Source organism: Rhodococcus sp. FG69, assembly GCF_057808915.1.
On the sequence record NZ_JBMDIX010000017.1, the window covers coordinates 69,348 to 96,207 of the forward strand.

Consider the following 26,860-nt stretch of genomic DNA (forward strand, 5'->3'; position numbering starts at 1 on the left):
CGAATCAGCTCGGTGCGAGCACCTTCGTCACCTCGACCGCGATCGCCGCCTCACCGAGCGCATTCGGATGCACGGGTACGAACTGCTCCGAGAACACCAACGGTTCGATCCATCTGGTCCCCGACGGCTGACACCCGTCGTGTCCTTCGGATACGACCGACATGTCGACGAATGTGGCACCGGTCTCCGAGGCCGCCCTCGACACCGCCGTGTTCAGTGTTGTCTGCAGGGTGCGGAGGTACGGCACGTCGCCATCCGCAACCGGCATGTTCGGTGAGCACGTGCCCTGCGCCGGGAGGAGCCACGGGTAGCCGACGATCACGATGTGCGCATCCGGGGCACTGTCGCGCACGTCCGACAACGCCTGGACGATTGCGGGATACGTCTGGCGTTCGATCGTGTCCACGAACGAAGTGCCGAACGTGTCCGCGCATGGACTCGAGGTTCCCGGCGCGCCGATCGCCGCCCGCACGCACTCACTTATCGCCCCCGCGAACACGCCGCCGTCGTTGCCGCCGATCATCATCGTGACCAGATCGGTCGACGGTGACAGCGCATCGAGCTGTGGCGGCGTGTCCGGGTGCTGGCGGGAGCGGAAGTCCTCGGTGGACGCCCCGCCACAGCTGACGTCGATCAACTCGTAGCCCTGCTGTTCCGCGACGACCCGCGCGAAATTTCTCTCGCTTCGCAGGCATGCAAGCGGGGCATCGCTCACCAGCGGAAGTACGCCGCTTCCCGCGCTGAAACTGTCACCCAGATTGACGTACTCGACGACATCAGCGTGTGCAGGCGGTGCCACCGAGACTGCGCCCGCAAGTGCGGCGAGCAACGCGGCAGCGCAGATACGTACACGTGAACGGTGTGTCATGAAACCTCCCGCGAGCAGTATCGCTCAGAGTCGCTGCCAATGTGGCTTGCTCGCGTACGCATATCGGTAATAGTCCGCGAGAGCCAGCGCCGACGCCGAGTCGTCGTCCAGCAGCACGCTCACATGCGGATGCCATTGGATGACGGACGCCGGACAGAACGCGGACAGCGGACCTTCGACTGCTGCGGCAACGGCATTCGCTTTCGACTCTCCCGTTGCGATCAGAACCAGGTGCCGCGCTTCACCGATCGTGCCGAGCCCCTGAGTGAGCACATGGTGCGGCACCTCGTCCGAGGAGTCGAAGAACCGGGCGTTGTCCGCACGCGTCTGCTCGGTGAGTGTCTTGACTCGTGTCCTCGACCGAAGCGAAGAACCCGGCTCGTTGAAACCGATGTGTCCGTCGGTACCGATGCCGAGGATCTGTACATCCACTCCCCCGGCCTCGGCGATAGCCGCGTCGTACCGCTGCGCCTCGCTCGCGATGTCGTCCGCTTCGCCGTCGGGCGAGTACACCGCAGTATCGTCGAGATCGACATGATCGACGAAGTTGTCGCGAATGAACGCGAAGTAAGATTGCTCGGCAGCCCTGGGCACACCGATGTATTCGTCCAGCAGAAATGCACGACATTGTGCGAACGAGAGGCCGTTCTCGCGATGTCGCCTCGACAGCTCACGATACGTACCCACCGGCGACGAACCCGTTGCCAGCCCGAGAACGGCGGGGCCGCTCCGAACGACGTGTTCGACGATGTCCGCGGCGAGGCGATCGACTTGCTCGGCACTACTCGAAATCACGACCTCCACGACGCCGCCTCCCTCTGTATACGCTCACCGCGGCGAATTACCTGTACCGACTCGAAAGCTGCGTCGACGACGAGGATGTCCGCGACGAACCCAGTTGCGAGCATACCGATTTCGTGTCCCACACCGATCAGCGACGCAGGAGTCGACGACCCGGCTCGCACTGCCTCGGCCAGTGGAACACCCGCGTTCACTACCGCGCGGCGAACAAGGTCCAGCACTGTGGACGTTCCGCCCGCAATAGGATTCGCGTCCTGATCCGTGCCACCATCATCGCCCTCGCGTGACAATCGAGCGACAGATCCTCGAACCGTGACCTCCAGCGGCCCCAACCGATATCGACCGTCACTCATTCCCGCGGCAGCCATGGCGTCGGAGACCAGCGCGATGCGCTCGCCACCGACGAGATCGAATACGGCCCGGACAGTCTCGTCGGCGAGATGCACTCCGTCTCCTATCAATTCGAGCACGATCCGACCTTTCGCCGCTGCGGCCAAGCATTCACTGACCGGTCCCGGCGCTCGGTGGTGCCAGGTAGGCATGCCGTTGAACAGGTGCGTTGCGCTGATCGGACCCTCGCCGAGAGCCTCGATGCCTCGGCGGGTCGTCAGCGCATCGGCGTCGGTGTGGCCGATGCTGGGCAGTACCCCGTGTTCACGCAGCGCATCGCCGATACGATCGAAACCGTCGATCTCGGGAGCGAGGGTCATCGACTTCACCGCACCTCTGCCGGCGTCGAGAATGTCCCGTAGCAAGCCGGGATCCCCTGCGCGGAGCGAATTCGGATCCTGTGCACCGCATCTCGCCGAGGACAAGAACGGCCCTTCGACGTGCACCCCGGCGATGTCGCCGCTGTGATACAGATCGGCCAACAACGATGTCTGCGCGATCAGTCTGTCGGCCGGTGCCGATACGAGCGAGGCCAGCATGGTCGTCGTGCCGCGTGCGCGGTGATGCCGAACGGCAGTCATCAGGTCTGCGCTACCTGAATCCGGAAAGCTCGCGCCGGCACCGCCATGACAGTGCACGTCGACCAGCCCGGGGAGGATGGTCGAGCCGGAGTGCGGTGGAATCTGTCCCGGTGCCGAACAGGCCGGGCCAACCCACGAGATCCTGTCGCCTTCGACCACGACGACACCGTCCTCGACAACGCTGTCGACAGAGACGACTCGACCACGCAGCGTCATACTCACCGCGACTGTCATGCTTTCGTGGTGTCGGCGGGCTCGTCGTCTTCGCGGCCCGGGGTGCGCAGATTCCACTTCTTGATGACGAAGCTGAACAGGAAGTAGTAGATCAAGGCGTAGACGAGCCCGATGGGGATGAGAAGCCATGCCTTGGTGGCGATTCCGAAATTGAGGATGTAGTCGATAGCTCCGGCGGAGAAGAAGAATCCGTCGTGTATCCCCAATGCGTTGACGAGTGCCATCGAGGTGCCGGTCAGGAATGCGTGGATGATGTACAGCGGCCAGGCCACGAACATGAACGCGTACTCGAGCGGCTCGGTGATACCGGTGACGAAGGCGGTCAGACCGGTGGACAGCATGATGCCGCCGACCAACTTCTTCTGCGACGGCTTTGCGTTGCGGTAGATCGCAAATGCTGCTGCGGGGAGGGCGAACATCATGATCGGAAAGAACCCGGTCATGAATACTCCAGCGGACGGGTCACCGGCGAAGAACCGGTTGAGGTCGCCGCGTACCACCTGACCGCTCGCATCCTGGTAGTCCCCCACGAGGAACCACACGACGGAGTTCAGGATGTGGTGAAGTCCGGTCGGAATGAGCATGCGGTTGGCGAAGCCGTAGATTCCGCCGCCGAGGACACTGTTGTCTGCAACGGTGGTACCGACCCAGTTGAGAGCGCTGTAGAACAGTGGATACACGAACGACATCAGAACGGCGACAACGAGTCCGGTGATGGCCGTCAGGATCGGTACGAGGCGTCGCCCGGCGAAGAAACCGAGGTAGTCCGGCAGCTTCTGACGGTAGAAGCGCTGCCACAGGATTGCCGAGAGCAAGCCGATGACGATGCCCGCCAGGACACCGTAGTTGATGACGGCGGGGTCACCGTTGGCGTCGACCTTTCCTTCCAGGACAACCGGCGACATCGCCTCGAAAACACCGTTCATGACCATGTACCCGACGACTGCGGCGAGGGCTGTCGAGCCGTCGGACTTCTTGGCCCAGCCGATCGCGATACCGACCGCGAAGATCAGCGGCAGCCATGTGAACACGGACTGACCTGCCGCCGAAATGACCGAAGCTGCGGTTTCCATCGAGCTGAAGCGACCGAGTAGATCGTCTTGCCCCAGACGCAGCAGGATGCCCGCGGCGGGCAGTACCGCGATCGGGAGCATGAGGCTCCGACCGAAACGCTGAAGCCCGGCGAGTGAGCGGGATTCCTTCTTGGCTTCGTCGGGGGTCGAACCCGACGTGGAACTCTTCGTGGTCATGGGTGACCTTCTTCTCGGTCTTCGACGGCAGGGGAAACATCTGTTGTGGCCGAACGCCGCGAGGGGTACTGTCCGGTCATTACCAGTTGTAGTTTGGCCAGGTGAAGGGCTCGTGTCAACCCGGCCATGTGACTCAGCCGACAGAAAGCGGGAACTGAAGATGTCCAAAGCGGACGCGATCGTCGAAGGACTCGGCGGCGCCGACAACATCGTCGAGATCGAAGCATGTATCACCCGGCTGCGGACCGAGGTGAAGGACGGAGCGCTGGTCGACGAGGCAGCACTCAAGGCCGCCGGCGCCCACGGGGTGTTCCACAAGGGCACGGCCGTTCAGGTGATCGTCGGGCCCGAGGCCGACACCCTCGCCGAGGACATCGAGGACATTCTGTGAAATCGGAAGCCCCTGTGACCACGATTCTCAGCCCCGTCGACGGTGAGGTACTCGCACTGGGCGAGGTACCGGATCCGGTGTTCGCGGCGCAGATGGTGGGATCGGGCGTCGCACTTCGACCCGCTGCCTCCGCGGGGCGAATCGAAGTTCGCTCGCCGGTGGCGGGGAAGATCCTCAAGCTTCATCCGCACGCGTTCGTCGTGTTCACCGACGCCAAGGCGGGTGTACTCGTGCACATCGGCATCGATACCGTGAAGATGAGAGGCGAAGGATTCGCACTCGTTGCCGCAGAGGGTGATCGAGTACAGGCCGGGGACTTGGTTCTCGACTACGACCCCGCAGCGATCGCCGCGGCAGGGTACTCGGACGTCATTCCGGTCGTCGTCATGGACACGAAGCCGAACACGGTGACCACCGCGGCCGTCGGCACCACCGTTACGGCAGGAGAGGCACTGTTCGACCTTCCCTAGATCAGCGACGGTGCGCGGTTCGCCGCTGCCCTTCGACCTCCATCGAAAGTTGGTATCGATCGCATCGGTACCAACTCTCGGTGTGCTCGATGGGCTCGTCTCCGCTGAAAGACACGCGATCGAAATACAGCACGGGCGCACCACGTTTGGTGCCCAGAAGCGTTGCGGTGTCACTGTCCGCCGCAGTTGCCTTGACTGTTTGCTCGGCGCGTTCGATCGTCAGGCCGTAGTAGGTGTGCACAGCCTCGTAGACGGACTTGCTCAGGTCATGTTCGGTGAGACCGGGCAACCGTGCAGCGTGAAACCATCCGTCGTCGACGCTGACAGGTTCACCGTCGGCGAGTCGTAGCCGTTTGACGTGATAGGCCTGATCATCCGCCGCCAGGCCGAGCGCACGAGATGTGGCAGGAGAAGGCTTGTCCAGTCGCGCGAACAGAACTACGGTCGTCGGTGTCAAGCCTTGCGCTCGCATCTCTTCCGAGAACGACGCCAGATGCAGCCTCGACTGAACCGTTCGACTGGCAACGAAGGTGCCTTTGCCACGCACACGCACCAGGTGCCCGTCGTTGACGAGCTGCCCAATAGCCTCGCGAACGGTGATTCGACTGACCCCGTAGTCCTCCATCAGCCGCCGCTCGCTCGGCATCAGATCCCCGGGTTGAAGCTCTTTCGTGCAGCGATGCAGCAGAATTGCACGGAGCTGTTCGTGCTTCGGGATCTGACTGTCCCTCAGGTGTACGGGCATCACCACGGCGCTCACCTTCCGGTCATTCGCCGAACCAGCGGTACGGACTGGTCCGATCCAACCCGAAGGATACGTCACATCTGCGAAGTTCCGGGAGAAGTCAGTCGCACACCGCCTTGGCCACATCCTCGGCAGTGGCGAGCGCCCCGGTTTCGTACTCACCGATTGCCGCCACTTTCGCTGCCGAGGCCGACTCCGGATCGAAGGTGTACCCGAGCCACTCCTTGGCCAACCTGCGCGCGAGCTCGATACCGATGACTCGCTGCCCCATGCACAGCACCTGCGCGTCGTTGCTGAGAACAGCGCGTTCGACGGAGAAGCTGTCGTGCGCGGTGACGGCGCGGATCCCCGGAACCTTGTTGGCGCTGATGGCAACTCCGAGCCCGGTACCGCAAACCAGGAGCGCCCGGTCGGCGGTGCCGTCGGCGATCATGCGTGCCGCGGTGACGGCAACGTGTGGGTAGGCGGTGTGCTCGTCGTCGCCGACGCCGACATCGGCGACCGATTCCACGCGATCGTCCTTCTCGAGGTCGGCCAGCAGCGCCTGCTTGTACTGCAGACCTGCGTCGTCGCAACCGACGACGATACGGAGTTTGCTCATGATGCGATTCCTTGGTTCGTGAAGAGTCCGGCGACGGTAGCGACGCTCATGGCCATCGACACCGCGCCTGCATCGGGGGTACCGACACTGCGCTCGGCGAGCGGTCGAGCGCGGCCTACCTTGGGGCTTAGTTCCGCCGTGTCGACGGCGGCTTTCTGCGCGACTGCCACAGCATCGGACCAGGCCGATCGCCAGTCTTTTCCGGACGCCACCGATGTCTCGACGGCGCCGACGAACGGATCGAGGGCATCGAGCATCGTCTTGTCTCCGAGCGAGGCACCCCCGAGTGACGTGAGTGCGGAGTATCCGGCCCGCAGAGCCTCCGCCACATCGGTGTCGCCGGGGGTTCCGTTGTTACCGAGTCTGTTTCCGATCGCTGTCAGGGCAGCACCCCACAAGACGCCGGATGTTCCACCCGCCTTGGCCGCCCACGCCGAGCCCGCCGCAGCCAACACCGAGCCGGTGCCTCCCTGCCGATCGGCCGCATCGCGTGCCGCGAGCCGAGCAGCTGCAGTTCCCTTGACCATTCCGCGTCCGTGATCGCCGTCGCCCGCAACTGCGTCGATGCGGCCGAGTTCGTCTTCTGCCGAGACCATTCGTTCTGCCAGCCCATCCAGCGACTTCAGGACGAAGCGGGCGCACTCGCGCGAGGACTCGTCGGAGTCCGGCAGCGTGTCCGCTCCGGCAGCGGCCGCGATCGATGCCGACCTGCGCTCACCGCCATCGGCGGCCACGACACCTTTTCGATAGGCCGGAGTGTCGGCCGGTGCGGTCCAGAACCGTTCCAGCTCGTCGTCGAGCCACATGATCGTCAACGAGCATCCGGCCATGTCGAGGCTCGTCACGAGCTCCCCGACCTCCGGATCGACGACGGTGTAGCCGGCTTCGCGCAGGCGGCGCGCCACCGTCTGCCATACGACGAACAGCTCCTCGTACTTGGTGCGGCCGAGTCCGTTGAGGATGACAGCGATCCTGTCGCTGCTGCCGGAAGGCTTCTCTACCAGCACTCCATCGACAAGGAGATCGGCAAGTTCAGCGGCAGTGGGCATCTCGTGCGAGGACACACCCGGCTCGCCGTGGATGCCGAGGCCCAGTCCCATCGTGCCTGTGTCGACCGAGAACAACGGATCGCCTGCACCGGGCATGGTGCACCCGTCGAAGGCGACGCCGAGGGTCCGGGTGGCATCGTTCGCGGCAATTCCAACGCGCTCGACATCGTCCATCGGGTAACCGAAGTCGGCAGCGGCAGATGCGCACCGGAACACGGTGAAGTCGCCCGCGATGCCTCGTCGCTTCTCGATCTGATCGAGCGGCGCGCTGGCGATGTCGTCGGTGACCGCGAGATACCTGGCGTCGATCCCCTCGGATCGAAGCTTCTGTACTGCGAGGCCGAAATTCATGACGTCACCGGCGTAGTTGCCGGTCGTCAACAACACCCCGCCACCGTTGTCGACGGCACGTGCCACCGACGCTGCGTCGTCGGCCGAGGGCGAGGTGAAAATGTTGCCGACGACCGCGCCGTCCGCGAAACCGCGTCCGACGACACCGCAGAAGGCCGGGTAGTGGCCGGAGCCGCCGCCGACGACGACGGTGGCCTTCCCCTCGGGAGTCGACGCCGCGCGCACGACCCCGCCGGGTACCCCGACGACGTAGCGCGAGTTGGCGTCGAGAAATCCCTCCAGCATGTCCTCGGTGAAGGTCGCTGGATCGTTGAACAATCGAGTCATGGCAGATCCTCTATCGAAGGCGGAGGCCGGACTCACGGTCGAACAGGTAGATCCTGCTCGCCGGAGCGGTGAGCGCGCAGCGGTCATGGGGGCGGTAGTGATCGCGTGCGGGAGTCTGGATGAGCAGTGACCCGCCACCGGCAACGGAAGTCTTGGCCTGCCCGAACTCCATCAGATGTTCGAAGTACTCCACCGACGCCGAGATCTGCCCGGGAGCGGCGACACCGGGGACGATCGACGCGTCCTGCGGTCTGATGCCGATCTTGACCTCGGTTCCGTCGGCGACATCGAGGACGTCGACCTTCAGCGTCCCACCGCCGATCTCGACGACCGTTGTGTCGCCGTCCCGGCGCAGAACACCGTCGAGCACGTTGATCTGTGGTTCGCCGACGAAGCCGGCGACGAACAGGTTGGCGGGGTCGTCGAAGACCTCGTCGGGTGTCCCGAACTGCTGGATGACGCCGCCGTCCATCACGGCGAGGCGGTCGGCGAGGCTCAGCGCCTCCACTTGGTCGTGGGTGACGACGATCGTCGTGTAGCCGAATTCGCGCTGGAGCATCTTGAGTTCGCGTCGAACACGTTGACGCGCCGAAGCATCGAGATGCGAGAGGGGCTCGTCGAGCAGGAGAACCGGTGGGTTGCGGACGAGTGCTCGCGCCAATGCGACACGCTGCTTCTGTCCGCTCGACAGTCCGGCCGGACGCAGATCCATCAGATCCTGCATCTCGAGTCGCTGAGCGATCGCATCCACCAGCGCGCCTGCATCCTTGACCTTGCGCGCTTTCAGTCCGTACGCCAAGTTCTCGCGGATCGACAGCGGCGGGTAGAGCGCGTAGCTCTCGAATCCGACGCCGACCTCACGCTTGCCCGGCGGTAGATCGGTAATCGTGCGATCGCCGATCCGAATCTGCCCACTCGTGACAGTCTCCAACCCAGCGATCATTCGCAGCGTCGTCGTCTTGCCGCAGCCCGACGGACCCAGCAGCGCGACAAGTTCGCCAGGCTCGATGGACAGATCGATCCCCTTGACTGCCTTGAACTCCTCTCGTCCCCGGGAGGAATAGGTCTTGACCAGCTTGTCGAGCGTCAAGCTCTGTGCGACGGCGGTGCGGCTCGCGGTCTGTGTCGCAGTCATCTACTGCTCCTTCTGATCTGCGGCGCCGAGTCGGCGACTCTCGGTGTCGGACCCTCCATCGGCGCCCGCGAAGATGTGGATGTCGACGGCGTCGACCGAGACGGTGACCTTCGCCCCTTCGGTCACATGCCGTCCGCCCTTGGACAGTGCAATGAGGGTTGTTCCGCCGAGATCGACGGACACCTCGACGTCACGTCCCAACCTTTCGGCGAGTACGACGGTGCCGTGGAGATTCACCTTTCCCGGGTCGTTCGATGCGTCGGCGAGAACGTCGACGTCACACGGACGGATACCGATCCGCGCATGATCTCCTGCGCCCAGATCGAGTGCGCGCGGCACCTGGATCTCGAGCGAGCTGCCCAGCACTCGTAAGGCTCCGTCGTCGACGATCGCGTCGTAGAGGTTGATCTCGGGTTGTCCGAGCGCTTTGGCGACGAACGTGTCCGCCGGTGTCCGCCAGATGTTCTCGGGGGTGTCCACCTGCACGACGCGACCCTCGCGGAGAATCGCGATGCGGTCCCCGAGAGCGAGTGCTTCCTGGTAATCGTGGGTGACGTAGACCGTCGTCGTCTTGGACATCTCGCCGAGCTGCCGTAGCTCGACGCGCATCGCGGCGCGCAGTTTCGCGTCGAGATGCGAGAGCGGCTCGTCGAGGAGGTAGACATCCGCCGGCCGAACCAGCACTCGCCCGAGAGCGACGCGCTGCCGCTGACCGTTGGAGAGCTCCCTCGGAAAGCGCGCGAGGAGATGGTCGATGCCGAGCGTCGTCGTCACCGACTTGATCCGCTCGGTCTGCTCTGCCTCGCTGTACTTGCCCGTGCGCCCGGACTTCAGCGGCGACGCGAGGTTCTGTGAGACGGTCTTCTGCGGGTACAGTGCGTAGCTTTCGAACGCCATGGCGACGTTGCGGTGGTACGGCTCGACCGCGGTCATGTCCTCGCCGCCGATGTGCACGGCACCGTCGTCGACATCGACAAGCCCTGCAATGGATTTGAGCGTTGTGGTTTTGCCCGCACCGGACGGCCCGAGGATCACGAAGAATTCGCCGTCCGCGATGTCGAGGTCGATTCCGTCGATGCCGACCTTCTTGCCGTACTTCTTGCTGAGTCCCTTGACTGCCAACTGCGCCATCAGGATTTCACCGCCCCGAACGAGAGACCGCGGACCAGGTAGCGCTGAATGGTCAGCGCGAGGATCAGCGGTGGGAGTGCTGCGATGACGGCCGCCGCCGCAGTGAGGTTGTAGTAGGCCTGTCCGCCGCCGCCGAGGTACTTGGTGATCGCGACGGTGACCGTGCTCGCGTTGCTGTCCGACAGGATCAACGGGAAGACGTAGTTGTTCCACGCGAAGATGAACGCGAGCAGAGCCGCTGCGGCGATACCCGGGCGCACGAGCGGCAAAGCCACCATGACGAAGGCGCGGGTGCGGGTGTAGCCGTCGAGAAGTGCGGCTTGTTCCAGATCCTCGGGAAGATCTTGGAAGTAGGACCGCAGGATCCACACCACGAGTGGCATCGTCACCAGTTGCAGGACCCAGATCATGCCGACCTTGGTATCGAAGAGCCCGATCTGGTTGTAGATGACGAACAGCGGGACGATGACCATCAGCTCGGGAGCGAAACGGAACGAGAGCATCTGGAACATCAGGTCGTTGCTGCCACGGTACTGCCACCGTCCGGCGGCGTAGGCCGCGGGGATTCCGATGACGAGCGAAACGATCACGGCGCCACCGCAGTTGATCAAGCTGGTGAGCAGCGACGATGTGAAGTCGACACTGGTGAGATCGGTTCCGCGCTGACTGAGGACCGTCCCGAAATTCTCGAATGTCGGGGAGAACGAGAAGTAGGTACTCGTCTGTTCGGCGTCGGTCTTGAGTGCGAGGAGCACCATCCACACGATCGGAAACAGCGAGAACACGAACCACACCAGCAGCACGACGTCTGCTGCGATCGACGCCGGCGTGAACCTTCGCTGTCCGGGAAGCAATTCCTTGGCCATGTCAGTTCTCCGCTCCAGCGGCACGCCGCTGTGCTTTGCCGAGCACGCTCACGAGGAAGCGTGCAGTGATGAACACGAGGATCCACAGCAGGAACATGTAGGTGCTGCCGCGGGAGTAGTCGAGGTTGATGATCGAGTCCTCGAAGGCGCCGATCTGCAACGACCGCGTCGCCACACCCGGTCCACCTGCGGTGAGAACCCATGGCACATCGAAGAACTTGAGGTTGTCCATGAATCGGAAGATCACCGCGACGAGGATGTACGGCCACAGCATCGGAAGCATGAGCCTGCGGAACATGTAGAACCAGCTGGCCCCATCGACCTCGGAGGCCTCGAAAGGTTCCTTCGGAAGCGACCTGATACCGGCGAGGACCAGGATGGCCACGAAGGGTGTGAAGATCCACAGGTCGACGAGAATGACTGAGAACAGCGCGTTCTGACTGCTCAACCAGTCGAAGGTATTGCCCAGTCCCAGAACGTGGTTCAGCACACCGAACTGCGGATTGAACATCAGCTTCCAGACGACCGCCGCGATCACCGGTGCGATCATCAGCGGAAGAATCAGGACCTTCTCGAAGATGCGCCCGACGATCGACGATCGGTTCAGAAGCAACGCGATGATGACACCGATGACCGTCTCGACGAGCGTCGCAACGACGGCGAACGTCCCGGTGACCCGCACACTGGACCAGAATTGCGCGTCGCCGAGCACACTCACGTAGTTCGCGAACCCCACGAACACCGGATTCGGGTTCACGGCAGCGTAATTGAGGAACGAATACCAGGCGCCGACGAAGAACGGATACAGAATGCCGATGACGATCAGGACAGCGGGAACCGACAGCAGGTACGGACGCAGCCTACGACGCCAGCGCGGCACTTCCGGCTTGCCGGAGGCCTTCGGAGCAGGTGCGTCCGTCGTGCGCCTTCCTTCAGTCTGAGTGGCCATGACCTACCTCTTTCTCGGATGTGCTCACAGGTTCACCTTCGAGGTGTTGGTTTTGGCCAGTCCGTCGAGACGCGACTGCGCGTCGTCTCCGCCGTAGATGTCCTGCAGAGCCGACGCCCAGTTCTGCGTGGTGTCGAAGAACTTCTTCTGCGGAGTGAACTGAATCTTGGACTGATCGATGACGGTTTCGAAGGTCTCGAGGTAGCCCGCCTGATCGGCGACTTGATCCTTGAACACGCCGTCGAACACCGACTTCCGAACCGGATCGGCGTAGATGCCGCCCTGTACGGCCTTCGACATCGCTTCCTTGCCAGTTGCCCACTGCATGAACAGCCAGGCTGCGTGCTTGTTCTTCGACATCGAGTTCATCGCCAGCGACCATGTCCACAGGTTGGTGGCATAGCTTCCGTCCGGTCCCGCAGGTCCTGGGTACCACCCGATGTTGCCGGCCTGAGCCGACGCCCCCGGCTTGTTCTTGGGGTACGTCGCACTGTCCGCGTCGAAGACCATCATGGCGGTTCCGTCACCGAGATCGCCGGTGGCGTTCGGGTAGTCGTAGGACGTCCACGACGTCGGCCCGGCAAGCTTCTGCATCTCGATCCACTTCTCGGTGAAGTCGACGGCTTTCGCGGAGTTCATCCGCGCCTGCAGCTCACCGTTCTCGAAGACGTAGTCCTGCGCGCCTTCACGGGTGTACTGCGTCATGAAGCCGGGATGGATGGTCGCCCACGATTTCGATCCGCGGGTGGCGATGCCGTATCGGTTCTGCGAGCGATCGGTCAGGTCGATGGCCAGCTGGATGAAGTTGTCGAACGTATCCGGCAACGTGATGCCGTTGCTGTCGAAGTACGCCTTGTTGTATGCGACGACGTTGTTCTCGAATCCCCATGGGAGTGCCCACTGGCCGCCGGTTCCGAGCGGTGAGCCCTGCTCGAAGTCCCAACTCGTCGACGTTCGAAGACCTTCGTAGATGTCCTCGAAGTCGTATTCGTCGCTGGTGGCCGAGCTGTTCTTCAGCCACGGTCCCAGGTCTTCCAGCCATCCGGGCGGCCCGTACTGCCAGATGAAGTACGCACCGAGCATGAACACATCGTGTTTGCCCGTTCCCCCGGCAAGTTCGGTGTTCAGCTTGGTGAAGTAGTCGGCCTCGGGTACCAGGTCAGCGTTGACGGTGATGCCGGTGAGCTGTTCGAATTCGGCCAGCAGCGGCTGAAAGGACTGCTGGTACGGATGCGGAGTCTGCAGGATGTTCAGCGTCGTTCCCTGCGCCGCCTTCCAATCGAACGGCCCGGTGACCTCACCCGCGCCGTTGACGGCGTTCACTGCGCCGCCGACACCGCACGAGGACAGGATCGGCACCGACGCCGCAGCGACACCTGCCAGACCCATCGCGCGGAGCATGTCCCGCCGCGAGAATTGACGATAACTCATGTGATGTGTCTCCAAGGGGAGTCGAGCAGGAGCGAATCAGGACGGAATGAGCGAAACTTTCACGGACTCGGTGCCTGTGCCGACGAGATCGAGTCCCTTCTGGAAGTCGGCCAGCGGAAGTTGATGGCTGCAGATCTTGTCCATCGGCAGCACACCGGACTCGATCATGCGGATGGCGGCCGGCCAGCAGTACGGGCCGAGGTGGGCGCCGAGAACGTCGAGTTCTTTGTCGTCGGAGATGATCGACCAGTCGACGGTGACGTCGCTACCGAAGACGCCGTATTCGACGTAGGTTCCGAGCTTGCGAAGTAGGTTGAGGCCCTGCGGAACTGCGGTCGGATGGCCGGTTCCCTCGAGGTAGACGTCGGCGCCGTAACCGTCGGTCAGATCCTTGACGATCTTCTCGGCATCCTCGTTGCGAATGTCGATGACGATGTCGGCTCCGCATTCCTTGGCCAGCGCGAGCTTCTCGGGCTGCATGTCGAGCGCGATGACGTGCGCCGGGTTCTTCGCTCGTGCCCCGGCGATCATGCCGAGTCCGATGGGGCCGCAGCCTGCGACCACAACGACGTCGTCGAACGTGATGCCCGCACGCTCGACGGCGTGCAGCGAGCACGAGAGCGGCTCGGCGAACGCTGCATGGGCAGGTGGAATGTCCTTGGATACCTTGTGCACCAATGCTTCTGCCGGGTACACCATGTAGCTTGCCATTGCCCCGGGTGTGCGGCGCTTGAATCCGTACAGGTCATGTGGAGCGCACATGTGGTACTGGCCTCGAAGGCAGAATCGGCACTTCCAACACGGCACGATCTGCTCGGACACCACCCGGTCGCCTACGCCCACATTCCATCGGGCGGATGCCTCGTCGTCGATGACGACGATTTCGCCGACGAACTCGTGGCCGGGAATGACGTCGGTCTCTGCCCAGGCAGGACGGTTCTCGTCGCCCCAGAATTTGGCGGCACCGTGGTAGCACTTGAGGTCGCTCGCGCAGATCCCGACGGCCTCGACGCGCACGAGCGCCTCACCCGGCCCCGGCACCGGAACGGGGACTTCTTCGAGCCGGTAGTCCTCGGGTCCATGACAGACGACTGCGGCCATCTTCTCCGGAATTGTCGTTTCCGACATCGTGTGACTCCTTGTGCAGCAGTTTCGTTCCGCGCAGACAGCGCGGGTGAAGTGAGACATTGCCGTGTTGCGATGTGTTGGCGCTCACAGTATCGAAAGCGTATACATATGTCCAGAACGAATGTTCAGCCAATCAAACTCCGTGCACATATGTTCAATGGGATACTGACGACCATGGCGACCAACGGCTCCGCGAGCGAACAAACCCCGTCCGGACCGTCGGCCGACGGCAGCCACTTCGCGCCCACGCTGCTGTACACGGCCGCCAAGTTGTACTACGACGAGGAAGCCACCCAGGCCGAGGTGGCTGCCAAACTCGGCACCAGCAGGGCAACAGTGAGCAGGCTGCTGTCCGAGGCCCGACGCCAGGGCATCGTCCGTATCGAAGTCATTCCACCGAGCACTTACTCGCAGGACGATCTGGCCGACGGCCTCGCTTCCGCACTCGGACTCGACCACGTCTACCTGTCCGCCCCGCTACCGCCCGCTACACCGTCCAAACCGACCGTCGACATCATGGGCCGCTACCTCGCGCCCGCCGTCTCCAAGGCACTGGGCGCGGTCGGGTTGATGCCCGGGGACATCCTGCTGGTGTCTTCGGGGCGGACCGTCTACGAGGTCGCACAGTTCGACCTCGACCGAATTCCCGGAGTACTCGTCGCCCCTACCGTGGGTGGCAACGATCAGCCCGAGGAGTGGTACCAGACCAACGAGATCACCAGGCTCATCTCCAACAAGCTCGGCGGGCGTGCCAACTACCTGTTCGCACCCGCCCTCCCCGGAGCGGACCTGCATGCGATCATCCACTCCGACCCCGCGATACAGCGAGTACTCGAGCTGTGGCCGCAGGCCAAGTGCATCCTGATGGGGGTCGGCGCTCCTCCCCTACTCCGTTCCGACATCCCCCGATTCGTACCGACCGGCTCAGCGTCCCTGCGCGATTCGGTCGGCGACGTGTGCTCACGCTTCTACGACCGCGACGGCAACTCGATCGCGTTCCCCGGATCCGATCGACTCATCGCCGTCGAACTGGCTGCCCTACCGAAGATTCCGGTAGGAATTGCAGTGGCGGTCGGCCTCGACAAGGTCGCGCCGATCATCACCGGCGCCCGTGCGCACTTCTTCAATCGGCTTGTCACCGACCCGACGACTGCTCAGGAAATCCTCGCGCAGATCACAACCGAGGACGGAAAGGACGATTCATGACACAATCCCCGACGGCGCTTCGCCTGGACGGCAAGCGGGTGCTGATCACCGGTGCCAGCAGGGGAATCGGTGCCGACATCGCGCGCACGTTCGCCGCAGCCGGAGCTCGCCTTCTCCTGTCGGGACGTGATCGCCGAACTCTCGACTCTCTGGCCGACTCAGTGGACGCCGAGACGGAGATCCTTGTCGCAGACTTGTCGAGCGCCGACGGGCCCACCGCGCTCGCCGACGAAGCGGTGCGCGTGTACGACGGCATCGACGTCCTCGTCAACAACGCTGGAATCTCCTATCCGGAAACCGTCGATGCGCTCGACACCGCACACTTCGACGAAGTGCTGCAGGTGAACCTTCGTGCCCCGGCACTTCTGGCCGCACGCGTCGGCCGGGCCATGGCGGAGTCCGGTGGCGGCTCCATCGTCACCATCGCCTCGGCTGCTGCCCTGCGGCCGTTGCCGGAGCACTACGCGTACTGCACGTCGAAAGCGGGCATCGTCATGGCAACCAAGGTCCTCGCGCTCGAACTCGGCGGCCGCGGAGTGCGTGCCAATTCCATCTGCCCCACAGTGGTTCTCACCGACATGGGCCAGAAGGTGTGGGGCGATCCGGTCAAGTCAGCTCCGATGCTCGGCCGAATTCCGGCAGGCCGCTTCGCCGTGCCGTCGGACGTGTCCAACACGGCCCTCTGGCTGGCATCGGATGCATCGGCGATGATCAACGGCGTCGACCTACCGGTAGACGGCGGCTACTTGGTCAGCTGAGCACCGGCATGCACGATGTCTCGCGTGGCCGGGTACAGCTGTAGCCAGTTGCCGTAGAGATCGTCGTACAGCGCCTTGCGCGCTGGATTCGGCGGAACCTCGGATGCCACTGTGGCCCAGTCGGTTTCAGGCGACACTGCACCGACACCGATGGCCGCCAGCAGACCGTCGCCGTAGCTGGCACCGATAGTTTGCTCGGTGACCAGCTGAGTCTGACCGGTGATGTCGCTCAGCGCCTGCGCCCACACCGGACTGCGCAATCCACCACCGACAGCCACTGCCCGCGACACCGGGGTAGCCGCATCGTCGAACATCTCCAGAATCTGCCTGATCCCGAACGAGATTCCCTCGTATGCGGCTCGGAAGATATGCCCCCGCCCATGGCGAAGAGTCAGCCCTGCCATCACACCTCGAGCGTCGGCGTCGAAGACCGGGGTTCGCTCGCCTGCCAGATACGGCAGTACCAGCAACCCTTCGGCACCGGCCGGAACAGCGGACGCCTCACGCATCAACACATCGAACGGCGCACCGCCGGTGAGCGTTTGAAGCCACGTGGTCAGCGAACCCGCAGTCGATGTTCCCGCTGCGAGCGCGTAGGTACCCGACTGCACTCCTGTGGTTGTCCACAACGCAGGATTGGTGTGATAGTCGGCCAGCACCTGAACGAGGAACATCGTCGATCCGTACATCAGCATGAGATCACCCGGATGCCGAACACCGACACTGAAGGCCTCGGCGTACGCATCGACAGTGCCGGCAACGACCGGTGTCCCCGCCGGGATTCCCGTCGCTTCGGCCCCGCGCGCATCGATTCGCCCGACCACTTCGCTCGGCCACGCGAGTCTCGGCAGCTCGAGTCCGCCGAGGACGCGGTCGACCCATTCGGTGTTCCAACCGAATTCGCGAACCGAGTAGAGCGGATCGCATTGGCTTGCCGTGTGATGGTCCTGCACGTACTCACCGGTGAGTTTGGCGACGATGTACGAGTTGGAGCCGTACCAACGCGTGGCGCGAGCGAACGCCTCGGGTTCGTTCTTTCGTACCCACTCGATCTTAGGTCCGACAGCCTGACTGGACAACGACTTTCCACACCGGGAGAGAATCTCGGCTGCGCCGAAAAGTTCGGTCATCTCGACAATTTCGCTCGTGGCGCGCGAATCGATGCCGTACAGAATGGCCGGGCGGACCGGTCGGAGCTCGGAATCGGTGAGGACCAGGCACGGGCCGACGCCGCTGATACAGACGCCTTCGATCGACGAACCAGCGGGGACGCGAGCTACCAGCGCCGACGCAATCGCACAGACATCCGCCCACCAGACGGCTTCCGCGTCGACCTCCGCCCACCCCGGGTGCGGGAGCGACATCACGTGCGCTCGTTGCTCCGATGCGAGAATCTCGCCGTCGACGGTGACGAGGACGCCCTTACTGCTGCCGGTGCCCATATCGATTCCCACGAACAATTCCACTCGTCGACACTATCGGAGCGGGCAGAACGCCGTGGTCGGTAAGCAGGCATCAGGGCGACAGGGCATCATGGTCAGCTGTGCCAGAGTCGACCGAGCCAGCGCCCGACGCGACTGCGAACCCGCTACAGCCCATCAGCGCAGGCATCGTTGCCGCGCTGGTCGGATTCACCAGCTCGTTCGCCGTCGTACTCACCGGACTTCGGGCAGTGGGCGCGTCGCCTGCCGAGGCCGCGTCGGGATTGCTGGCGGTCTGCGTGACCCAGGCACTCGGAATGTTGTATCTCGCACGCCGGTATCGACAGCCGATCACCCTCGCATGGTCGACTCCGGGAGCCGCGCTGCTCGCGGGAACCGGAGCAGTCGTCGGGGGTTGGCCTGCGGCAGTCGGCGCCTTCGTCGTCGTCGGCTTGCTGGTGGTGGCAACAGGCATGTGGCCGCGACTGGGGGCCCTGATCACATCGATTCCGACGTCGCTCGCGCAGGCCATGCTTGCGGGTGTTCTGCTGCCACTGTGCTTGAAGCCCGTGACGGCATTCGCGGCATCGCCCGCCGTCATCGCGCCGGTCGTACTCGTCTGGCTTGTACTGCAACGCTACTCGAAACGCTGGGCAGTACCGGCGGCATTCGGCGCGGCCACGATCGTCATCGGGATCGACGTCATCGCCGGAGATCGTGTGCCGAACGCATCGGAACTGATACCGCGCGTGGACTTCACAGTTCCGCACTGGACATGGCAAGCCATCATCGGCATAGCGCTGCCGCTGTACATCGTCACCATGGCGTCGCAGAACATCCCGGGAATGGCCGTCATGAAGTCCTTCGGCTACGACGTGCCGTGGCGCCCAGCGATGAGTGTCACCGGAATCGGAACGGTCATCGGAGCGTCGCTCGGTGGACACACCATCAACCTCGCTGCGATCAGCGCTGCACTCGCAGCCGCCCCCACGGCGCATCCGGATCCACGGCGACGATGGATCGCAGCATCGAGCGCCGGATGGTTCTACCTGCTGCTCGCGCTGTGTTCGGCCGCCGTGGCAACGCTCGTTGCAGTGGCCCCCGAAGGTGTGGTCGAAACCGTCGCCGGACTCGCGCTTCTCGGGACTCTCGGCGCGTCGCTCGCCGGCGCACTGAGGGACGAAACAGGACGTGAGGCCGCCATCGCGACCTTCCTGATCGCGGCGTCGGGCATCGGTATCTTCGGCATCGGATCCGCGTTCTGGGCGTTGGTCGTCGGACTCGTCCTCCGCTGGGTTCTCGCCGCCAGACCGATAGAGTAGGCGGCCATGACAGCCTCCTCCGATCGCGCGTTCGCTGCCGACTACCCAGCTCTGTGGCCGTTGGGAACGCGGTGGGACGACAACGATCACTACGGTCACGTCAACAACGTCACGTACTACTCGTACTTCGACACCGCGGTGAACGGTTGGCTGATGCAGACCACCGGTGTCGACATCAGAAATTTGCCGGCGATCGGCGTCGTCGCCGAGACCTCGTGCCGCTACCACCGCGAGCTGTCGTTTCCCGACGCACTTCAGGTGGGCCTGTCGGTCGAGAAGCTGGGCACCCGCAGTATCGTCTATGCGCTCGCACTGTTTCGCGAAGCGCCCGACGACCAGCTCGAGCTAGCGGCCACCGGTCGTTTCGTTCATGTCTACGTCGACGCCGAGACCCGCAAGCCGGTGGCGATCCCCACGGAAATCGAATCTGCAGCGCGGACTCTCGTCATCCCGAGTTAGATTCCGATGTCGTCGGCGACACCGAGAGCTCGCGACACGATGTCGTCGATCAACGATGTCGTGGGACTTCCCGCGCCGGCGCGATTGCGCGAGTCCGCCTCGGCCCGCCGCATCACGCCCTCGGCGATGATCGACAGCTTCCACAGTGCCAGCGCCTGCCAGAATCCGACCGCGGACACGTCGCGTCCCGTCTTGGCTGCGTAGTCGGCGGTCAGTTCTGCGCGAGACGGGAACCCGGGCAGGGTGGACGCCATGAACGGGCCCGCCACCGCATCACTCGCCTCCGGCCAGTAGGCGAGCAGACCACCGATATCCGCCAGTGGATCACCCAGCGTGCACAGTTCCCAGTCGACGACGGCAACGATCGACCCGTCGGAGGGTGAGGTGATCACGTTGTTGAGATGAAAGTCGCCGTGCACGAGTGTGAGCTCGCGCTGATCAGGGATATTGCCGGCCAAGCGTTCGGCAAGTGAATCGATCGCGGGAACGTCTCGGGACTTCGAGTTCGCCCACTGAGTCGTCCACCTCTTCAGTTGGCGTTCGGCATAGGGCTTGTGACTCGCCAGGTTGTTCAGCTCCGTGCTCTCGAGGTCGACGCGATGTATGTCGGCGAGCGCACTGGTCATGCTGCGTCCCACCGAGGCTCGCACGCCCTCCCCGATGGAGTTCGCCTTGGCTACCGAATCGAGGACGACACCGTCGACGTAGCTCATCAGTACCAGGGGAACATCCGACACGGCGGCATCCTCGGCGAGCGCGATCATCTTCGGAACCGGCACTCCGGTGTTCTGCAGCGCAGTCAGGATCCGATACTCGCGAACCACGTCGTGAGCCGATGCGAGGAGGTGACCGAGCGGCGGCCGACGAAGTACCCACCGGCTTCCGCCTGCATCGCTCACGGCATAGGTGAGATTCGATTGTCCGTTGCCCACCCGCTCGAACGTCAATGGTGACACTGCGCCGATTCCCAGCCCTCCGATCCATTCGGAGATTGCGGAGAAGTCCACGTCGGTCGTCATCGATGTCCTTTCGTCGGATGCGAGGGCGTCTGAAAAACCCTGTGCCACTCTCGCACGTTCACATCACCGACCGTGCGAACTCGGCACGGCACAGACAGAACTCGGAGTGGACAGCAGAACGGCGCCGCAGGCAATGGGCCTGCGGCGCCGTTCTCGGCTCGCGTGCGCAGGAGGCCAAGGGCGTCCTGCGGAAGAAAGGTAGGTCAGCTGGCGCGGAGGTACGACGCCTTGACGGCTGCGCCCAGGACTTCGAACTCGACGACCTCGCGCTTGGCGGCGACCTCGTCGACGTCTCCGATCAGCAGGGCGACGAGCGCTTCCGGCTCGGCGCGCCATGCTCGAGCCATGGTCTGCAGTTCGGCAGCGACGAAGAGCCCGCTGTGTTCGAGGGCTTCGATCCACTCTTCGACTGCCTCGGGGGTGACGGCAGGCACAGACTCGCGATCGAGCAGCTCCACCTCGAACTCGTAGCAGAAGAAAGCGCGCATCATCTCGAGCTGGCTGGAAGAAAGATCAGCGGAGTTGCTCGATGCAGGCATCGTGACTTCGGGACGGGTATCTGCGAGTGTCATGATTTCTCCTTCGATCGGCTTCGCTGCGGTGCCCTTCGGCTGCTGAAGTTGGACCTCCACGGCACCGTGTTCATATCGTTACAAAATTCGTTGTAACGAATTTGCGCTGTTGCCCGATCCGTTGAAACTACGCCCAATCCAGCGAGGGCCGCCAGACCAAACCGAATGATGTGATAAGCGTCACATCAAATGAAACCATCCCGTGACCCTTCGGATTCGAATACGTTTCGCACCGTCGGCCCGTCACCGTCGATACCACATTGCCCGCGAAGGGGCAGGTAGCGTTGCCGGACGTGGTCCAGAAGTCAGCACACCTCTCTACTTCCGTCCGTCGGGCAAGAGCCGCCGTGTTCACAGTGTTCGGAGTCAATGGCTTCCTGTTCGCGATGTGGGTGGTTCACATCCCATCCGTCGAACGCCGCACCGATATCTCGCATGCGACTCTCGGATCACTTCTACTCGTGCTCGCCGCCGGCGCAATCGTCGGTATGCAGGCGTCGGGACCACTGTCGGACCGGTACGGAAGTGATCGACTCGTTACCATTTCCGGATCGCTTCTGGCGGTGGCGCTGCTCGGGCCGGCGCTGTCGACCCACGTGGTCACGCTCGGTCTGTCGCTGTTCGTGTTCGGCATGTTCAACGGCTCCCTCGACGTCTCGATGAACTCACAAGCCGTCGACGTGGAGCGGCTGTACACGCGGCCGATCATGTCGGCGTTCCATGCCTTGTTCTCCGTGGGCGGTGTCATCGGCTCCCTCGTCGGAGCAGCGACGCTGGCCGCCGACATTCCCATCGTCGTGTCGATGGGAAGTGCCACCCTCCTCGGGTTGGCCACCATAGCCCTCTGCCGCCCGTATCTCCTCGACGTCTCGACCTCGATCGATGGGCCACCCGAGGCCATGTCCGAGGTCGGCCACAGCCGATTGTCGGCCCGAGTTCTCGCGCTGGGCGCACTGGCATTCGCCTTGCTTCTCTCCGAAGGAGTGGCGAACGACTGGAGCACTCTCCAGGTGAAGGAACACCTAGGGACCTCCGACGGCACCGCCGCACTGGCGTTCGGATTCTTCGCCGCCATGATGACCGTCGGCCGGTTCTGTGCCGACCGTGTCAGTGGACGGTTCGGCCCTGTCGCGGTGGTGCGTTACGGAAACGTGATCGCTGCAGGCGGCATGTTGCTCGTGTTCGTGTCCGACTCGCTACCGCTGACGCTGGCCGGCTGGGCAGCCTTCGGACTCGGCCTGTCCGGTAGCGTCCCGCAGATCTTCTCCAGCGCAGGCAACCTCGGGTCGGGCGCCGCTGCCACCAACATGTCGAGGGTGGTCGGGATGGGCTACGTGGGACTGCTCGCCGGCCCCGCTGTCATCGGCTGGTCCTCGCACTTCGTCTCGCTGACGACCGCGATGGTCGTGCCACTCGTGCTGACGTTCGTCGCCGCTGCGGCAGCAGGCATCGTGCGACCTCGTGACACAGGAACCCGCGATGCAGATTGACGGCTCCTTCACATCGCACGCTCAGAGTCGTGTTGCATCCTCGTAGTCGACAGGTAGGCGGATAAGAACAACAGGGGGTTGCTCGGGGATGGGCATGAACACCGACAGCATGGAACTGGTCGAGCTGGAGGGAATCGAGGACGAGCAGAGCGCGGTGGCCCGCGGGCGCGGAACGCTCCTACGGCTGTGCGCGGTCGTTGCGTCCATGTTGGCGTCGATCGTCGTGCTGTCGGTCCTCCCGATCCTCGGCATCACCTACCCGTACTCGCGCGTGATGGTGCCGAGCTTGACGGGCCCGGCCGACGCCCTGCTGCAGATGTTCGGGCTGACCCCGGTCCTGGTTGCCGTTGCTGCGCTGACTGTCTTGGCGTTGATCCGCAGACTTCCGTACGGAATCGGCGCTGTCATCTCACTTGTCGTCGGCGCGTCACTCACCACGGCGGCGGTCCGGACCTGGGCGGACGGTTGGGTGCCTGCATCCGCTCTCCCGAACGGGTACGTATGCGCCTGCATATCGCTGATCTGTGCGGCAACACTCGTCGCTGCGCCGCGGTTCCTACCGATGGTGTGGGGCCTAGGGGCTGTCGCAGCAATCACCGTCTCCAGTGCCGCTGTGGTCGGTGGCGCGGCCAGCATCGTCGGCGTCGTGACGACTCTGCTGATCGTCATCGGCTGGTGGGCGGGATCGTCGGCAGTGATGCTGTACTCCCCGATCGCTGCCGAGCGCGAGGCTCAGAACCCTCTGGACACGGCCGCCCTCGCATTCCGGGAGCGGATGCGCTGACCCCCCCGGTGAGTGCAGTCACCGGGGGGTCAGGGAGTGGCACCTACAGAGCTTTGAGCTCCTCGATAACCGAGTTGACCGACTTCTTCGCATCGCCGAACAGCATCGACGTGCGGTCCGCGGTGAACAGCGGATTGTCGATGCCCGCATAACCGGAACTCATCGACCGCTTGAGCACGATCACCGAGCGTGACTCGTCGACGTTGAGGATCGGCATTCCGTGAATCGGACTGGACGGGTCGTTGCGCGCCGCCGGGTTGGTGACGTCGTTGGCGCCGATGACGATGGTGACATCGGTGCGCGAGAACTCGCCGTTGATGTCGTCCATTTCCTTCATCGCGTCGTACTCGACGTCGGCTTCGGCCAGCAGCACGTTCATGTGCCCGGGCATACGGCCGGCAACGGGGTGGATCGCGTACTTGACCTCGACGCCTTTGCTCTCGAGGATCGAGGCCATGTCCTTGACGGCGTGCTGCGCCTGCGCGACCGCGAGACCGTAGCCGGGGACGACGATGACCTGCGAGGCGTACGCCATCTGGATCGCGGCATCGGCTGCCGATGTTGCCTTGACAGTGCCACCGGATGCGTCCGCGGCCACTCCGGCGTCGGAACCTCCGCCGCCGAACGAACCGAACACGATTGCCGGAATGGACCGGTTCATGGCAGTCGCCATCAGGTTGGTCAGGATCGACCCGGATGCACCGACGATCATGCCGGCCACGATCATCGCGGTGTTGTTCAGCGCCAGACCCGCCGCTGCAGCGGACAAACCGGTCAGTGCGTTGAGCAGCGAGATCACCACAGGCATGTCGGCGCCGCCGATCGGGAAGACGACGAACAGACCCATCAGACCCGCCGCGATGAGCACCGCCACGATCAACCACATCGACGTGCCCTCGCCCGGAGTGGACTTGATGCCGATGAAGATCGACACCGCGACAGCGAAGACGAGCAACACGATGTTGGTCAGTTGGAAAATGCGCGCGTTCTTCACGAACGCCTTCTCCACGTTCTTGTTCAGCAGTTCCTGCAGTTTCAGGAAGGCCACCAGCGAACCCCAGAACGACACCGAACCGATCACCGCAGCGAACAGCGATCCGACGACGATGTGCACCGTCGGCTCTTCACCGTGCTGGAACGCAGAGAATCCGTCGGTCTCGATGAACTCGGCCCAGGCGATGAGGGCGACAGTGCCGCCGCCGACGCCGTTGAACAGCGCCACCAGCTGCGGCATCGCCGTCATCTTGGTGCGCTTGGCCGGCGGAACACCGAGCAGTACGCCGATCGCCAAGCCTGCAGCGATGAGGATCCAGTTGATGGTGGCGGCGTCGCGCACCTCGATCAGGGTCGCGACCACAGCGATACCCATACCGATCGCAGCGATCCAGTTGCCGCGAACGGCGGTCTTCGGTCCGGTCAGGCCCATCAGACCGTAGATGAACATGCCGAACGCGACGATGTAGAGAATGTTGACGAGGTTGTTCATCAGGAGTCAGCACCCTTCTCTGCTTTCGCAGGCACTGGCTTGGACTTGAACATTCCGAGCATGCGGTCGGTGACCAGGAAGCCGCCGACGACGTTGAGGGTGCCGAAGATCAGTGCGACGAACGCGATGATCCGCACGCCCCACGACGCGTCCTCGGGAAGTCGACCGAGGACGATCAGCGCACCGAGAACGACGATGCCGTGAATGGCGTTCGTGCCCGACATCAACGGCGTGTGCAGGGTGTTGGGGACTTTGGAAATGACGGCGAAGCCGACGAAACCGGCCAGCACGAGAATCGCGATGTTCGCGAGAAGAGCGGTATACATCAGGCGTCAGACCCTTCAGTTGAGACGACACTGCGGGTGACACAGGACTGCGCGAGCACCTCGTCCGAGAAGTCGGGCGCCAGGAGTCCGGTCTCGTCGAGCATCAGCTCGAGCAGTGCGGACACGTTCTTCGAGTACAACTCGCTGGCGTGTTCTGGCATCGTCGCCGGCAGATTCAGTGGGGAGCATATGGTGACGTCGTGCTTGACGACGGTCTGACCCGGTTCCGTCAGCTCGCAGTTCCCGCCGGTCTCACCGGCCAGGTCGACTACGACGCTGCCGGGCTTCATGCCCTCGACGGCGGCTGCGGTGACCAGGCGAGGTGCCGGACGCCCCGGCACCAGCGCGGTGGTGATGACGACGTCGAAACTCTTGATGGCCTCTTCGAGAGCCTGCTGCTGCTGAGCGCGCTCCGCCTCGGTCAATTCACGCGCGTAGCCGCCTTCACCGGCAGCATCGATGCCGAGATCGAGCCACTGCGCACCGACCGAGCGCACTTGGTCGGCGACCTCGGGGCGCACGTCGTACCCGGTCGGACGTCCACCGAGCCGCTTCGCCGTCGCGAGCGCCTGTAGTCCTGCAACGCCGACACCGAGGACGAGGACTGTCGCGGGCTTGACGGTGCCGGCAGCGGTGGTGAGCATCGGGAAGAATCGGGTCGACTCCGACGCCGCGAGAATCACCGACTTGTAACCGGCGACGTTGGCCTGCGAAGACAATGCATCCATCACCTGTGCGCGCGAGATACGCGGGATGGCCTCGACCGCGAATGCCTGCACTCCCGCTGCTGCCAACGCGTCGATCTTGTTGTCGGCGTTGCGAGGCGCGAGGAATCCGATCAGTGTCGAGCCCTTCGCGAGCTTCGCGATCTCCACATCGGTCGGTGGGGCGACCTTGACCACCACATCGGCGGACCACGGGTCTCCGATCTCGGCGCCCGCTTCGACGTACAGCTCGTCCGGAATGAGGGCGGACAGGCCAGCCCCCGATTCGACGACAACGCGTACGCCCTTACCTGTCAGCGACGCGACGACTTTGGGTACCAACGCAACGCGGCGCTCGCCCTCCCCGGACTCACGCACGACGCCGACCGTCGTCGCCACCCCGCTGTTCGTCCCGCTCTCGGTGCTCTGCGATGTTTCCAAATCTCCGACTTCCGTGAGTTGAATGGTGCCTACGGATCGGCGAACGGGGGTAACCGTGCGGCGAACAGGCGAATCCATGCGTCAAGGCACAAGGTGACTGATGATAGCCAGAGTAAGCAGACGGAAGGTAACCCATGACACACTCGGTTCGACTCTGAATCGAATCCGTACATT

General features: G+C 63.7%; 27 protein-coding genes. 8 read left to right on the forward strand and 19 right to left on the reverse strand.

From position 1 onward, the window contains the following. Positions 1-4 precede the first annotated feature (4 nt). The 4 genes from ACODSO_RS15050 to ACODSO_RS15065 are packed head-to-tail and all read right to left on the reverse strand — an operon-like array spanning position 5 to position 4,028. On the reverse strand, positions 5-868 hold the full coding sequence (locus ACODSO_RS15050) for an SGNH/GDSL hydrolase family protein (protein WP_489037547.1): 864 nt from the start codon (positions 866-868) through the stop codon (positions 5-7). A gap of 24 nt (positions 869-892) precedes the next feature. After that, positions 893-1,672, reverse strand: coding sequence for a glucosamine-6-phosphate deaminase (gene nagB / locus ACODSO_RS15055; RefSeq protein WP_489037548.1), 780 nt, complete (start codon positions 1,670-1,672; stop codon positions 893-895). Further along, on the reverse strand, positions 1,660-2,856 hold the full coding sequence (locus ACODSO_RS15060; RefSeq protein ID WP_489037597.1) for an N-acetylglucosamine-6-phosphate deacetylase: 1,197 nt from the start codon (positions 2,854-2,856) through the stop codon (positions 1,660-1,662). The genes nagB and ACODSO_RS15060 overlap by 13 nt, the downstream gene beginning before the upstream one ends. Before the next feature lie 14 nt (positions 2,857-2,870). After that, the gene (locus tag ACODSO_RS15065) at positions 2,871-4,028 is read right to left on the reverse strand and encodes a PTS transporter subunit EIIC (RefSeq protein ID WP_489037598.1); all 1,158 of its coding nucleotides are present in this window, start codon (positions 4,026-4,028) and stop codon (positions 2,871-2,873) included. 256 nt (positions 4,029-4,284) lie between these two features. Between ACODSO_RS15065 and ACODSO_RS15070 the strand changes: the two genes are divergently transcribed. Continuing rightward, entirely contained in the window at positions 4,285-4,515 is a 231-nt protein-coding gene (locus ACODSO_RS15070) for a PTS sugar transporter subunit IIB (protein ID WP_489037549.1), read from the forward strand. A gap of 14 nt (positions 4,516-4,529) precedes the next feature. Then, positions 4,530-4,985, forward strand: a complete 456-nt coding sequence (locus ACODSO_RS15075; protein WP_489037550.1) for a PTS sugar transporter subunit IIA — start codon at positions 4,530-4,532, stop codon at positions 4,983-4,985. A gap of 1 nt (position 4,986) precedes the next feature. Here ACODSO_RS15075 and ACODSO_RS15080 read toward each other — a convergent pair whose 3' ends face one another. The 9 genes from ACODSO_RS15080 to eltD form a co-directional block, all read right to left on the reverse strand. Beyond that, positions 4,987-5,733 carry a GntR family transcriptional regulator gene (locus ACODSO_RS15080; protein WP_489037599.1) on the reverse strand — a complete coding sequence of 249 codons (747 nt, stop codon included), beginning with the start codon at positions 5,731-5,733 and terminating at the stop codon, positions 4,987-4,989. A 97-nt stretch (positions 5,734-5,830) separates the two neighbouring features. After that, the gene (locus ACODSO_RS15085) at positions 5,831-6,331 is read right to left on the reverse strand and encodes a ribose-5-phosphate isomerase (RefSeq protein ID WP_489037551.1); all 501 of its coding nucleotides are present in this window, start codon (positions 6,329-6,331) and stop codon (positions 5,831-5,833) included. Beyond that, positions 6,328-8,058: a dihydroxyacetone kinase family protein gene (locus tag ACODSO_RS15090; RefSeq protein ID WP_489037552.1), complete on the reverse strand. Its 1,731-nt coding sequence runs from the start codon at positions 8,056-8,058 to the stop codon at positions 6,328-6,330. Before ACODSO_RS15090 ends, ACODSO_RS15085 begins: the two co-directional genes overlap by 4 nt. Positions 8,059-8,068: 10 nt before the next feature. After that, complete coding sequence (locus ACODSO_RS15095; protein WP_489037553.1) at positions 8,069-9,193, reverse strand: ABC transporter ATP-binding protein; 1,125 nt, start codon at positions 9,191-9,193, stop codon at positions 8,069-8,071. After that, on the reverse strand, positions 9,194-10,324 hold the full coding sequence (locus ACODSO_RS15100; protein ID WP_489037554.1) for an ABC transporter ATP-binding protein: 1,131 nt from the start codon (positions 10,322-10,324) through the stop codon (positions 9,194-9,196). Then, positions 10,324-11,190 (reverse strand): carbohydrate ABC transporter permease, encoded by an 867-nt coding sequence (locus ACODSO_RS15105; RefSeq protein WP_068370231.1) that lies wholly within the window; start codon positions 11,188-11,190, stop codon positions 10,324-10,326. Before ACODSO_RS15105 ends, ACODSO_RS15100 begins: the two co-directional genes overlap by 1 nt. Before the next feature lies 1 nt (position 11,191). Beyond that, the gene (locus ACODSO_RS15110; protein WP_068370233.1) at positions 11,192-12,139 is read right to left on the reverse strand and encodes a carbohydrate ABC transporter permease; all 948 of its coding nucleotides are present in this window, start codon (positions 12,137-12,139) and stop codon (positions 11,192-11,194) included. A gap of 24 nt (positions 12,140-12,163) precedes the next feature. Then, entirely contained in the window at positions 12,164-13,540 is a 1,377-nt protein-coding gene (locus ACODSO_RS15115) for an ABC transporter substrate-binding protein (RefSeq protein WP_489037600.1), read from the reverse strand. A 66-nt stretch (positions 13,541-13,606) separates the two neighbouring features. Next, positions 13,607-14,698 (reverse strand): erythritol/L-threitol dehyrogenase, encoded by a 1,092-nt coding sequence (eltD, locus tag ACODSO_RS15120; protein WP_489037555.1) that lies wholly within the window; start codon positions 14,696-14,698, stop codon positions 13,607-13,609. Between the two features lie 174 nt (positions 14,699-14,872). Here eltD and ACODSO_RS15125 point away from each other — a divergent pair, with 174 nt between their 5' ends. Further along, on the forward strand, positions 14,873-15,904 hold the full coding sequence (locus tag ACODSO_RS15125; RefSeq protein WP_489037556.1) for a sugar-binding transcriptional regulator: 1,032 nt from the start codon (positions 14,873-14,875) through the stop codon (positions 15,902-15,904). Beyond that, positions 15,901-16,662, forward strand: a complete 762-nt coding sequence (locus ACODSO_RS15130) for an SDR family NAD(P)-dependent oxidoreductase (RefSeq protein WP_489037557.1) — start codon at positions 15,901-15,903, stop codon at positions 16,660-16,662. Before ACODSO_RS15125 ends, ACODSO_RS15130 begins: the two co-directional genes overlap by 4 nt. On the opposite strand, the gene ACODSO_RS15135 is transcribed toward ACODSO_RS15130, so the two are convergent. Continuing rightward, on the reverse strand, positions 16,647-18,128 hold the full coding sequence (locus ACODSO_RS15135) for an FGGY-family carbohydrate kinase (protein WP_489037558.1): 1,482 nt from the start codon (positions 18,126-18,128) through the stop codon (positions 16,647-16,649). The two genes, ACODSO_RS15130 and ACODSO_RS15135, sit on opposite strands and share 16 nt — an antisense overlap. Before the next feature lie 77 nt (positions 18,129-18,205). Between ACODSO_RS15135 and ACODSO_RS15140 the strand changes: the two genes are divergently transcribed. Together ACODSO_RS15140 and ACODSO_RS15145 are read left to right on the forward strand one after the other, a co-directional pair. After that, complete coding sequence (locus tag ACODSO_RS15140; RefSeq protein ID WP_489037559.1) at positions 18,206-19,405, forward strand: benzoate/H(+) symporter BenE family transporter; 1,200 nt, start codon at positions 18,206-18,208, stop codon at positions 19,403-19,405. A 6-nt stretch (positions 19,406-19,411) separates the two neighbouring features. Further along, positions 19,412-19,864, forward strand: coding sequence for an acyl-CoA thioesterase (locus ACODSO_RS15145; RefSeq protein ID WP_068370242.1), 453 nt, complete (start codon positions 19,412-19,414; stop codon positions 19,862-19,864). On the opposite strand, the gene ACODSO_RS15150 is transcribed toward ACODSO_RS15145, so the two are convergent. Continuing rightward, a complete protein-coding gene (locus tag ACODSO_RS15150; RefSeq protein ID WP_489037560.1) occupies positions 19,861-20,883 on the reverse strand; it encodes a phosphotransferase family protein in 1,023 nt (340 codons plus the stop codon). The genes ACODSO_RS15145 and ACODSO_RS15150 overlap by 4 nt on opposite strands. Before the next feature lie 203 nt (positions 20,884-21,086). Then, positions 21,087-21,455 carry a hypothetical protein gene (locus tag ACODSO_RS15155; RefSeq protein WP_489037561.1) on the reverse strand — a complete coding sequence of 123 codons (369 nt, stop codon included), beginning with the start codon at positions 21,453-21,455 and terminating at the stop codon, positions 21,087-21,089. A gap of 347 nt (positions 21,456-21,802) precedes the next feature. On the opposite strand from ACODSO_RS15155, the gene ACODSO_RS15160 reads away from it, so the two are divergent. Both ACODSO_RS15160 and ACODSO_RS15165 read left to right on the forward strand, forming a co-directional pair. Beyond that, positions 21,803-22,945, forward strand: coding sequence for an MFS transporter (locus ACODSO_RS15160; protein WP_489037562.1), 1,143 nt, complete (start codon positions 21,803-21,805; stop codon positions 22,943-22,945). A 94-nt stretch (positions 22,946-23,039) separates the two neighbouring features. Then, positions 23,040-23,729 carry a hypothetical protein gene (locus ACODSO_RS15165; RefSeq protein ID WP_489037563.1) on the forward strand — a complete coding sequence of 230 codons (690 nt, stop codon included), beginning with the start codon at positions 23,040-23,042 and terminating at the stop codon, positions 23,727-23,729. Between the two features lie 43 nt (positions 23,730-23,772). On the opposite strand, the gene ACODSO_RS15170 is transcribed toward ACODSO_RS15165, so the two are convergent. The 3 genes from ACODSO_RS15170 to ACODSO_RS15180 are packed head-to-tail and all read right to left on the reverse strand — an operon-like array spanning position 23,773 to position 26,686. Then, positions 23,773-25,215: an NAD(P)(+) transhydrogenase (Re/Si-specific) subunit beta gene (locus tag ACODSO_RS15170; protein WP_489037564.1), complete on the reverse strand. Its 1,443-nt coding sequence runs from the start codon at positions 25,213-25,215 to the stop codon at positions 23,773-23,775. Further along, the gene (locus ACODSO_RS15175; protein WP_068370251.1) at positions 25,215-25,541 is read right to left on the reverse strand and encodes an NAD(P) transhydrogenase subunit alpha part 2; all 327 of its coding nucleotides are present in this window, start codon (positions 25,539-25,541) and stop codon (positions 25,215-25,217) included. Before ACODSO_RS15175 ends, ACODSO_RS15170 begins: the two co-directional genes overlap by 1 nt. Beyond that, the gene (locus tag ACODSO_RS15180; RefSeq protein WP_489037565.1) at positions 25,541-26,686 is read right to left on the reverse strand and encodes a Re/Si-specific NAD(P)(+) transhydrogenase subunit alpha; all 1,146 of its coding nucleotides are present in this window, start codon (positions 26,684-26,686) and stop codon (positions 25,541-25,543) included. Before ACODSO_RS15180 ends, ACODSO_RS15175 begins: the two co-directional genes overlap by 1 nt. Positions 26,687-26,860: the final 174 nt, after the last annotated feature.